Origin of the sequence: Francisella noatunensis subsp. noatunensis, from assembly GCF_009823375.1 — a bacterium.
Taxonomy (GTDB): Bacteria; Pseudomonadota; Gammaproteobacteria; order Francisellales; family Francisellaceae; genus Francisella; species Francisella noatunensis.
In genome coordinates, this window is record NZ_WBSX01000100.1 from 1 (window position 1) to 6,963 (window position 6,963).

Consider the following 6,963-nt stretch of genomic DNA (forward strand, 5'->3'; position numbering starts at 1 on the left):
AAGTTAAAGCTTAGACACTTATTATTTTTCAAAGCTAGACAATATAAATACAAAAAAGAAGGTGACTCTAAACAAGTTAAGATAAAGGATAGAGCGAGTATTTCTGAAAGACCTAGCAGTGCTAATAATAGAAAAAATCTTTATCACTTTGAAGGTGACACTATTGTTGGTAAAGACCATAAAAGTGCTATTGTAACAATGGTCGATAGAGCTAGCAGATTTACTATTTTAGCCAAGTCTATAGATAGAACAGCTAATTCAATCAATAGAATATTGTACAAAGTATCTAATGGTCATAAAATATTAACAGCTACATTTGATAATGGTAAAGAGTTTGCTAAACATAAGAAGCTAACTAGCAAGACTGGCATCAAAGTATTCTTTGCTGATCCATACAGTCCTTGGCAAAGAGGTACTAATGAAAACATGAATAGGTATATCAGACAATTTATATCTAAAGGTACTAACTTTAACAATATATCTCATCAATACATTAGAAAGTTACAGATAGACTTGAATAATAGACCTAAGAAATGTTTAAATTACTTGACACCTAATGAAGTACATTTTGGTATCTCTATAAACATTGAGAATACAATCTAGCATGGATAACTACAAAAAATATTTTACCAACAGAGTAGTGATCTAATAATTTACGCCCAAGTATCGGTGCTGGTAGAAAGGCACAGCCTAAAGATATAGCTAATTTACCAAAGTATGCAGCTGAATATTCCATTACATCTTGAATTAAAAAAGGGCCTAAGGTATTGAAACTAATGATAAGTGAATAGGCTATTCCCATTGCTATACAGAGAGTCATAAACTCTCTATTAGTTATCACTTCGGTTATATCTTGTTTGATTTTGGCTGTACTTAGTTTTGATTTTTTACTAAGTGTTTCTGGGATATAGATGAAAACTAATATTGTCAGCAAAGCTATTATGATACTGAAGAAGTAAAATCCAGATTTCCAACCAAAAGCATCTTGTAAGAAGCCTCCAATTATAGGTCCTGCAATGGGTCCTAATCCCCATAAAAATCCCATTGTTGGTCCAAGTTTTAGAAGCTTTTCAGGTGGCAGAATATCTGAAAAAATACCTCGAGTAACAACTCCCATGGATCCTATCAGAAATCCTTGACAAAATCGTGAGCCTAGCAATACATATTCATTTGGTATTAGAGTAGGTAATAAGCTAACTATGACAAATAGTACGCATGATGTCCTAAGTAGAACTTTACGACCTATACCGTCAGTAATAATACCTATTAAAAGATTACCTATAGCATAACCTATCAGATATATAGATATCACCATTTTTGAGATAGAAGCGGTTGTATTAAGAGAAGCACTAATACCAGGTAAAGATGGTGCAAATAAATCTATACTCATACCCATTAGTATTGGGAATGAAAGCAATACAAGCATTCTTATTTTATGCTGATAATTATTAGTCGTAAAATTATTTTGTTTAATCAATTTGTTTTCTAAGAAAGAACTTTGAGAGAATGATTTTAGCAGATTTTGCCAGTGATTGAATAGTCACTAGCAGTATATAAGTAATATATTCTTAGATATTAATATCTACCTTGTTGGATCATAGCATTAGCTACTTTTTCAAAACCTGCAAGGTTTGCACCAGCTACTAAGTTGTAGCCAAGACCATATTTCTCAGATGCGAATTTACAAGCATCAAAGATATTAGCCATAATTTGCTCTAACTTGGCTTCTACTTCTTCAGCAGTCCAAGCTATTCTAGCAGAGTTTTGACACATTTCTAAACCAGAAGTAGCAACACCACCAGCGTTAGCAGCTTTACCTGGAGCTAGAATTACACCTTTCTCCATTAGGAATTCGATAGCTTCATTAGTTGTAGGCATGTTAGATGCTTCAACAACATATTTAACACCAGCATCGATAAGCTTCTGAGCATCTTCAACATCGATCTCGTTTTGAGTAGCAGAAGGGATAGCGATATCTCCTTTAACTCCCCAAGGCTTTTGACCAGCATGGAAAGTAGCACCGAATTTCTCTGCATAATCTTGCATAGAAACTTTGCCTTCACGGATTTGTAATAAGAAATCGATTTTTTCTTCTGTAGTGATACCTGCTGGATCATGTACGAAACCTTTTGAACCAGAGATAGTAACAACCTTACCACCTAACTGAGCAACTTTCTTACATATACCCCAAGATACGTTACCATAACCAGAAACTATAACAGTTTTACCTTGCATAGTCTCACCATCATGTTTAAGCATGTTTTGTAAGTAGAAAACAGCGCCATAACCTGTAGCTTCAGGACGAATTAAGCTACCGCCTGACTCTAGAGATTTACCAGTTAATACACCGTTTTCAAAAGCTCCACGGATTCTTCTGTATTGACCATACATATAGCCAATTTCTCTACCACCAACACCGATATCACCTGCAGGAACATCGATATCTGGACCGATATGGCGTTGTAATTCAGTCATGAAACTTTGGCAGAAGTTCATGATTTCTGCATCAGTTTTGCCTTTAGGATCGAAGTCAGAACCACCTTTACCACCACCCATAGGAAGAGTAGTTAAGCTGTTTTTAAATATTTGCTCAAAACCTAAGAATTTGATGATTCCAGAATATACGCTAGGGTGGAATCTAATACCACCTTTGTAAGGACCTATTGAACCATTAAATTGATATCTGTAACCTCTATTAACCTGAACATTGCCATCTCTGTCAATCCATGGAACTCTAAATGTAATTCCTCTTTCTGGCTCAACGATTCTTTCTAGAATATTTTCTTCGATGAACTTTGGGTTTTTTTCTAATGCTGGCTTAAGAGTAGAAAAAACTTCTTTTACAGCTTGAATGAACTCTTTTTCATGTCCATCTCTTTTTTCTACTTTAGCGATTACGCTATCAATATATTTTTGAGCATCCATTTATGCATCTCCTTTGTGATTTGAAAATTTATTTAGAATATTTCTCATATACAAGTAGACTCAATCATGAATTTTCATGATGAATCATATAAGAGAATATCCTACATGTACAAGTTTGCATTTTACCAAATCAGTTTACAACGAACTTGGCTTAATTAACATGATTTTATAATAATATTTTATTAATAAAAATCAAATAATCTAATTTCATATATAAAAATATTTTACAAAAAATTGATTATTGTTTAGTCTAATCAGATAAATGATATTTTTCGTTAAATTAAACCAAAAGGAATAGAGCATGAGTATGTCATTTGGTTATAACTTTATGAGTCGTATTTGGAACCTTTAACAGTAGGAGAATAGTGTATGTATATTTCAAACTTTTATTTCAAAATAAATTATTCATTAATACCAAAAAACCATAAAACATACACTAAGCGAAAACCTCTTATTCTTTAAATTTATTTCATTGATTGAAGTTTAGGAGGACAAAATGGTTAGTCAGAATCTAAGTATACAAAAAATACCAAAGGCTAAGCAATTAATTGTAGTAACCACATCAAATTGGCAGAGTGTATCGGGGAAGCTTTGGTTTTTTGAAAAAGACAATCAAAATAATTGGTTAGCTAAGAAATCAGCAACTGCTGTGGTAGTTGGTAAGAATGGCTTAGCATGGGCAGATAGTTTATATCAAAGTCTAGTAGATGCCGACTTAAAAAAAAGAAGGCGATAGTAAATCACCAGCAGGTATTTTCGATATTGGTAAAACTTTTGGATTTGCTAATATCTCAGCAGTTAAATATGTACAGCTAAAAACTGGAATCGAATGTGTTGATGATAGTAATTCAAAATACTATAACTAGATAGTTAATAGTAATCTTATTGATGATAAAGATTGGCTCTCAGCTGAAAATATGTCAGAGATTGCTATCTATAAATATGGTATAGAGATTTTGTACAATACTAATCCAGCGATAGCCAAAAAAGGCTCTTGTATTTTTATGCATATCTGGAAGTCTCCGACGACAGGTACAGAAGGATGTACTGCTACGGCAGAGGATGATATTAGAGAGTTCAGTCTTATTTGGATATGAGTAAAAATCCTATATTGGTGCAATTAACTCAAGATGTTTATAAATAAGTACAAAATGATTGGCAGTTGCCGATTTTATATTAAAAAGGATAATTAAATGAGTAACTATATAGTTTTTGATAAAGTAAGACTAGCTAATTATATAAAAGAGCATAAACTCACGACACCATGTTATATATATGACAGTAGACTTTTAGAAGATACATTTACTAGTGCAAAAAAGGCATTAGATAAAAATTTTAAAAATGCTGAAATTCATTATGCAATTAAGGCAAATCATCATCCAAGAATAGTGGATATCGCTAAGAAATATGGTATGGGGATTGATTGTGTAAGTGGCGGCAAGATTAGAAGAGCACTTGAGCAGAATGTAGATCCTTAGCATATTGTTTTTGCAGGGGTAGGCAAAGCTGATTGGGAGATTGAGTTAGCTATTGATAATAGTATTTTTGCTTTTAATAGCGAGTCTTTAGAAGAGATAGAAGTCATTAACGAAATAGCATCCTCGAAGAATAAACAGGTAAATATTTGTCTGAGAGTTAATCCAAATATAGATGCACAGACTCATCATTATATAAGTACAGGGCAATTTGATGATAAGTTTGGAATTGCTTTTGCTGATATTCTTAATTGGTTAAAAAATGATTTTCAAAGCCTTAGTAACATAACTATTATAGGACTACATTACCACGTAGGTTCACAGATATTGAATTATCAGGTTTTTCAATCATTAGCTATTACTACAAATGAGCATATAAAACTTCTCAAGCAAAATGATATTGATATTGAACATATTAATTTTGGTGGTGGTTTGGGGATTGATTATCAAAATCCACAACAGAATACTATAGTAGACTTTGATAACTATTTTGCTAGATTTAGAGAGTTTTTTGAGTATTGTGATGATGTTAAGCTACATTTTGAGCTTGGTAGATCATTAGTAGGGCAGTCAGGCGTGCTTGTATCACAGGTATTGTTTAATAAAGTGACTCAAGATACTCATTTTGCGATTATAGATGCAGGTATGACAGAGCTTATTAGACCAGCATTGTATCAAGCGCAACACAAGATTGAGGCTTTGATTGATGAAAAGTGTCAATGAAAAGCAACATTATCATATAGTTGGGCCTATCTGTGAATCTAGTGATGTATTTGCAAAATATTATCAGCTTCCTAAAATAAAGCGTGGTGACTTATTAGCAATATATTCAGCAGGAGCTTATGGTAAGGTTTTAGCTAGTGAGTATAACTTAAGACCAAGCGTTCAAGAGTATTTTATATAAGGTGGATTTATAATTATGCATATATCTAACAAAAAAATTTCGACACTATCGCTAACAATGCTAAATATCTCAGCGATAATTAGTTTAAGTTCGATAGCTTATATGGAAACAATAGGTTTACAGAGTGTTTTCTTTTATCTAATTGCTGCAGTTACATTTCTACTACCAACATCGCTTATCTGTGCTGAGCTTAGTAGTATGATAACGCAAAATAATGGTGGTGTATTCAGCTGGGTCAAAGCAGGTCTTGGTGAAAAAGCCGGTGTACTTGCGATGTGGTTGGAGTGGTTTAATAATGTGGTAGGTTTCCCAAGTTCTGTGACAGCATTAATCGCGACATCTTCATATATTGGCTTTAGAGGTTTTGCTGAAAATACTCACACAAGTGTAGCGTTCTGGTTAATAATGGTGGCTGTATTTATCGCTATAAGTTTATTTAACTGCTTACCATTACGAAAAGTTGTTGTGCTAAATATTATTGGTGCAGTATTTGGTATGATAATTCCAGGAATACTATTAGTTACTGGTCAAAGTAATTTAGAATATCATGGATTTAGTGATCTTTTACCAGTGTTTTCTGTAGGTACTTATGCTCTTTTGGTCAAGACATTGTCATCATATTCTGGTATTCAGTCAGTAGCTTTCCATATGACGAATATCGAAAATCCTCAGAAAAATATTCCAAAATCAATATTAATAGCTACTTTGATAATCGTATCATTAACTATTTTAACAACAGTTGGTTTAACTATTATTATTCCTGTACAAGATGTTAATGTTTTAAATGGTCTGATACAGGGTATCTCACAAGTATTAAACATAATAGGCTTGGGTAATGTTAAGCCAGTAGTTGTGATAATGATAGGTTTGGGTATGTTAGCGGCTCTTAGTACATGGGTGTTAGGCCTGCTCGTGGTATGCAGACAGCAGCAGAACAGGAGCTTTTCTCAAAAATTATGGCTGGTAAAAATAGATTTGGTATGCCAGTAAATATGCTTGTAATACAAATTCTGATAGTTTTAGTGTTATCATCTGTATTTTTAGTAATGCCATCAGTATATGCAGCATTCGCATTATTAATTGCTATTACATCACAGTTTACTGTAGTTATGTGGATAATGGTTTTTGCCGCGGCTATTAGACTTAGATTTACACAACCACATACTCATCGAGTATTTCATGTAGGTAGAAGAAACTCTAATTGGCTACTCGTAACTATGTCATTAGTTGCAATATTTATGTGTATGTTAGGCTTTATACTTGGGCTATTCCCACCAAGCTTCTCACATGTTAAAAATGTCTTCCAATACACAATGATTTTGGTTGTGGCGGATATTATAATTATAGCAATTCCACTGATATGGATTTGGTTACATAGAAAAAGAATTTTATAAAAGCTAGATTGTATTCTGAAAGTTTTAAATAGTTGAAAGAGAGTTCCAAATATAGTTTATTAGGTTTTGACGAAACTAAAATAAACGATAAGGAACTAAAAAATGCCAAAGCACTTAACTCTTTCAAATAGATATTGTATAGAAGAATTACTTAAATTAGGATACCAAACATCTCAAATAGCCAATAAAATTGGCTATAGTGAAAGAGCTATAAAAAAGGAACTTAATCGCACTAGTATAAATAGTGACTATAATGCTGAGATAG

4 protein-coding genes and 3 pseudogenes are annotated in these 6,963 nt (G+C 32.9%); 5 read left to right on the plus strand and 2 right to left on the minus strand.

The genetic code is table 11. The annotated features are described in order from the left end of the window. Positions 1–603, plus strand: a 603-nt coding sequence (locus F8C69_RS08005; RefSeq protein ID WP_159183791.1) for an IS30 family transposase, incomplete at its 5' end; no start/stop codon positions are given. On the opposite strand, the gene F8C69_RS08010 is transcribed toward F8C69_RS08005, so the two are convergent. Continuing rightward, a complete protein-coding gene (locus tag F8C69_RS08010; RefSeq protein ID WP_236352404.1) occupies positions 578–1,426 on the minus strand; it encodes an MFS transporter in 849 nt (282 codons plus the stop codon). The two genes, F8C69_RS08005 and F8C69_RS08010, sit on opposite strands and share 26 nt — an antisense overlap. Positions 1,427–1,575: 149 nt before the next feature. Beyond that, positions 1,576–2,925, minus strand: a complete 1,350-nt coding sequence (gene gdhA / locus F8C69_RS08015) for an NADP-specific glutamate dehydrogenase (RefSeq protein ID WP_159184826.1) — start codon at positions 2,923–2,925, stop codon at positions 1,576–1,578. A gap of 496 nt (positions 2,926–3,421) precedes the next feature. On the opposite strand from gdhA, the pseudogene F8C69_RS08020 reads away from it, so the two are divergent. From F8C69_RS08020 to F8C69_RS08035, 4 genes and pseudogenes are all read left to right on the plus strand, one after another. Further along, positions 3,422–4,069, plus strand: a pseudogene (locus tag F8C69_RS08020) (L,D-transpeptidase family protein). Between the two features lie 49 nt (positions 4,070–4,118). Further along, positions 4,119–5,304: pseudogene (gene lysA, locus F8C69_RS08025) on the plus strand (diaminopimelate decarboxylase). Positions 5,305–5,319: 15 nt separating this feature from the next. After that, positions 5,320–6,698, plus strand: a pseudogene (locus F8C69_RS08030) (APC family permease). A gap of 102 nt (positions 6,699–6,800) precedes the next feature. Continuing rightward, positions 6,801–6,963 (plus strand): helix-turn-helix domain-containing protein (locus tag F8C69_RS08035; RefSeq protein ID WP_159183823.1); only part of this gene is annotated, 163 nt, incomplete at its 3' end.

Excerpts from the sequence above, each read along its gene's own strand:
- F8C69_RS08010 (WP_236352404.1), bottom strand. The coding sequence starts at position 1,426 with ATGCTTGTATTGCTTTCATTCCCAATACTAATGGGTATGAGTATAGAT.
- gdhA (WP_159184826.1), bottom strand. The coding sequence starts at position 2,925 with ATGGATGCTCAAAAATATATTGATAGCGTAATCGCTAAAGTAGAAAAA.